Genomic DNA, 3,050 nt, shown 5'->3' on the forward strand with positions numbered 1-3,050 from the left:
GGCCGCGCCGGCGCGGCCTGTGCCCACAGCCACGCCGGCGCGGCCAGCAGCCGCGTTCGACCGGCGGGGATTCGTCCTCGCGGCGACCGCGGCGGCCGCGGCGTCCGCCGGGGCGGGAGCGCTGGGACTGTCGTTGAACGCATCGAGCGGCACCCGAGCTGTGGCGTCACGCACCGCCGTCCGCCTGCCGCGGCCCCACGCACCGGCTGCCGCGGTTCCCTCCGGCGCCGACCTGCGGCTGCCGGGGCTGGGGCCGTTCCTGACGCCGAACGCCTCGTTCTACCGGGTCGACACCGCCCTGGTCGTCCCGCGTGTCGACGCCAGCACCTGGCGGCTGCGCCTGCACGGCAGGGGCGTGTGCAACGAGATGCGCCTGAGTTTCCAGGACCTGCTGGAACGCGAGCTGATCGAACGCGACATCACCCTGACCTGCGTGTCCAACGAGGTCGGCGGACCGTACGTGGGCAACGCCCGCTGGATCGGCGTGCGCCTCGCCGACCTGCTGCGGGAGACCGGCGTGCGCCCGCCGTCGCACGGTGGCCCCGCCGACCAGCTGGTGTCCCGCTCGGTGGACGGCATGACCATCGGTACTCCGGTGGAAGCCGTGCTGGACGGCCGCGACGCGATGCTCGCCCTCGGCATGAACGGCGAACCGCTCCCGTTCGCCCACGGCTTCCCCGTCCGCATGGTCGTACCCGGGCTGTACGGCTACGTCTCCGCCTGCAAGTGGGTCACCGACCTCGAACTGACCACGTTCGACGCGTACGACGCCTACTGGGTCAGACGTTCCTGGTCCAGCCAGGCACCGATCAAGACCGAGTCGCGTATCGACACCCCGAAGCCCTTCGCCTCCCTCACGGCGGGCACGGTCCCGGTGGCGGGCGTGGCCTGGGCCCAGCACAAGGGGATCGACCGGGTCGAGGTCCGGGTCGACGGCGGCGCGTGGCACGCCGCGACACTCGCCGCGCAGGACACCGCCGACACCTGGCGGCAGTGGCTGTGGGAATGGCCCGCCACCCCCGGCAGCCACGCCCTCGAGGTCCGCGCCACCGACCGGACCGGCTACACCCAGACCGACCGGCGCGCCGGCACCATACCCGACGGCGCGACCGGCTGGCATTCGGTGGTGGTCAGCGTGACCTAGCCCTCGCCGCTGCCCCGCTGCCGCCCCGTATCGGGCGGACCGCCGTGGCCGGTGTCCGCACCGCACGGGGCACCGGCCCACCTCTCAGCCGACCAAGGGCTCGTCATCCAGTCAGGGACCGTCCGCGTCAAGGACTGGTCCACGGGCCCAATCCTGACACCGGAGTCACGATGACCGCTTTCACCCGCATCACCCGCTGTGTTACCGCCGCTGCCGCCGTCGTCATCCTGCCGCTGGCACTGACCGCCTGCGGTGGTGACGACACGCCCACCGACTCCGCGGCCAGCGCGCCCGCGTCCTCCGCGGCCGCGCTGCCGACGGCCCCCGGCGAGTCGGTCATGGCCCAGCCGTTCGGCGCCGCCTGCTCCGCCGTGCCCACGAGCGGCGCGGGCAGCTTCAGCGGCATGGCCAGCGACCCGGTCGCCACCGCCGCCTCCCACAATCCGGTGTTGTCCACCCTGGTGACCGCGGTGGAGAAGGCCGGCCTGGTCGACACCCTCAACAACGCGCAGGGCATCACCGTCTTCGCGCCCACCAACGACGCCTTCGCCAAGATCCCAACAGCCCAGCTCAACGCGATCCTCAACGACAAGGCCATGCTCACCAAGATTCTCACCTACCACGTCGTCGGGCAGAAGGCCGCTCCCGCCGACCTCGTCAACGGCTCCTTCGCCACCCTGGAGAAGGGCAGGCTGACCACGTCCGGCTCCGGCGAGTCGTTCAAGGTCAACGACACCGCGAACGTGGTGTGCGGCAACGTCCAGACCGCCAACGCCACCGTCTACATCATCGACAGCGTCCTGACACCCACATCCTGACCGGCCGTAGGTACCCGGCCCGTAGGTGCCCGCCCGTGGGTGCCCGGCCCGCGGGCCCGCGTACGCGCCGGCGTGATCCGGCCGACGCCGCGCAGGCATCGATCGCAGGACCGGCTACCGCCGCTCGACGGCGCCTCGGTGTCCGACCGCCCTCACGGGGGCTCCGGCCGGCCTTCCGGGACATGGAAGGGGGATCGTCCGGAACCGGATAGCCGGGCCGCGTCTTTATGATCGTGACGTTTCCCAGTAACGGCCCGGGAGGTAATCCCACCTCCCGGGCCGTTACTGCCCACCTCCCGGGCCGTTACTGGGATCGCCGGAAAGCGCGGGAACGCCCGCCACGCCGACACATGCTCCGCCGCCATCCGGCCCACCGCGGCCCGACCCGTTCCCGCCATCGTCCGCTGCCGGACAGTGCCCGGGCAGTGGCCGGACAGTGGCCGACAGCGGTTTGCGGTGAAATCCTGTCGGTGTGACCGGTGACGGGGGCGATGACGGGTCCGAGTGGGATTTCTTCGTTTCGTACACGCGGGCCGACGAGGACTGGGCGAAGTGGGTGGCCTCGCGTCTGGAGGACGCCGGGCACCGGGTGATGTTGCGGGCGTGGGACGTGGTCCCGGGAATGCACTTGCCGGAGCGGATGCTGGCGGCTATGGCGCGGTCGAAACGTACAGTGGCGATGCTGTCACCGAAATATGTTGCCTCGAAGATGTGTACGGCACAGTGGCAGGCAGCATGGAGGTCGGATCCACTGGGGCGGAACCGACGCCTGCTGCCGCTGCGGGTAGTCGACTTCACCCCACCGGAGCCCTTCAGTAAGATCGTCTGTACGGACCTGTTCGAGATCGACGAGGCGACGGCGACGGCCCGGCTGGCGGCAACGGTCGACGCGGCACTGACCGGTAGTGCGCGCCCGTCGGTGACACCACCGTTCCCAGGTCCGACAGCCGAGGAGGACAGCGGCCCGCGTTTTCCGGGGCCGCGGGTGCTGTCACTGGCATGGCCGCGGAATCCGCACTTCACCGGACGGGAGGAGGAACTGTCGCAGTTGCGCGCCCGCCTGCTCGATCAGCGGGTGACGACGGTGC

General features: G+C 71.3%; 3 protein-coding genes. All 3 read left to right on the forward strand.

Annotation, left to right across the window (positions count from 1 at the left end; translation table 11 throughout):
* On the forward strand, window positions 1-1,144 hold a 1,144-nt coding region (locus AC5LUJ_RS07025; RefSeq protein ID WP_493464654.1), incomplete at its 5' end, for a molybdopterin-dependent oxidoreductase.
* 170 nt (window positions 1,145-1,314) lie between these two features.
* A complete protein-coding gene (locus AC5LUJ_RS07030) occupies window positions 1,315-1,962 on the forward strand; it encodes a fasciclin domain-containing protein (protein WP_250291881.1) in 648 nt (215 codons plus the stop codon).
* A 472-nt stretch (window positions 1,963-2,434) separates the two neighbouring features.
* On the forward strand, window positions 2,435-3,050 hold a 616-nt coding region (locus tag AC5LUJ_RS07035), incomplete at its 3' end, for a toll/interleukin-1 receptor domain-containing protein (RefSeq protein WP_493464655.1).

The sequence above is a fragment of the Protofrankia sp. CiP1_Cm_nod3 genome (assembly GCF_982290655.1).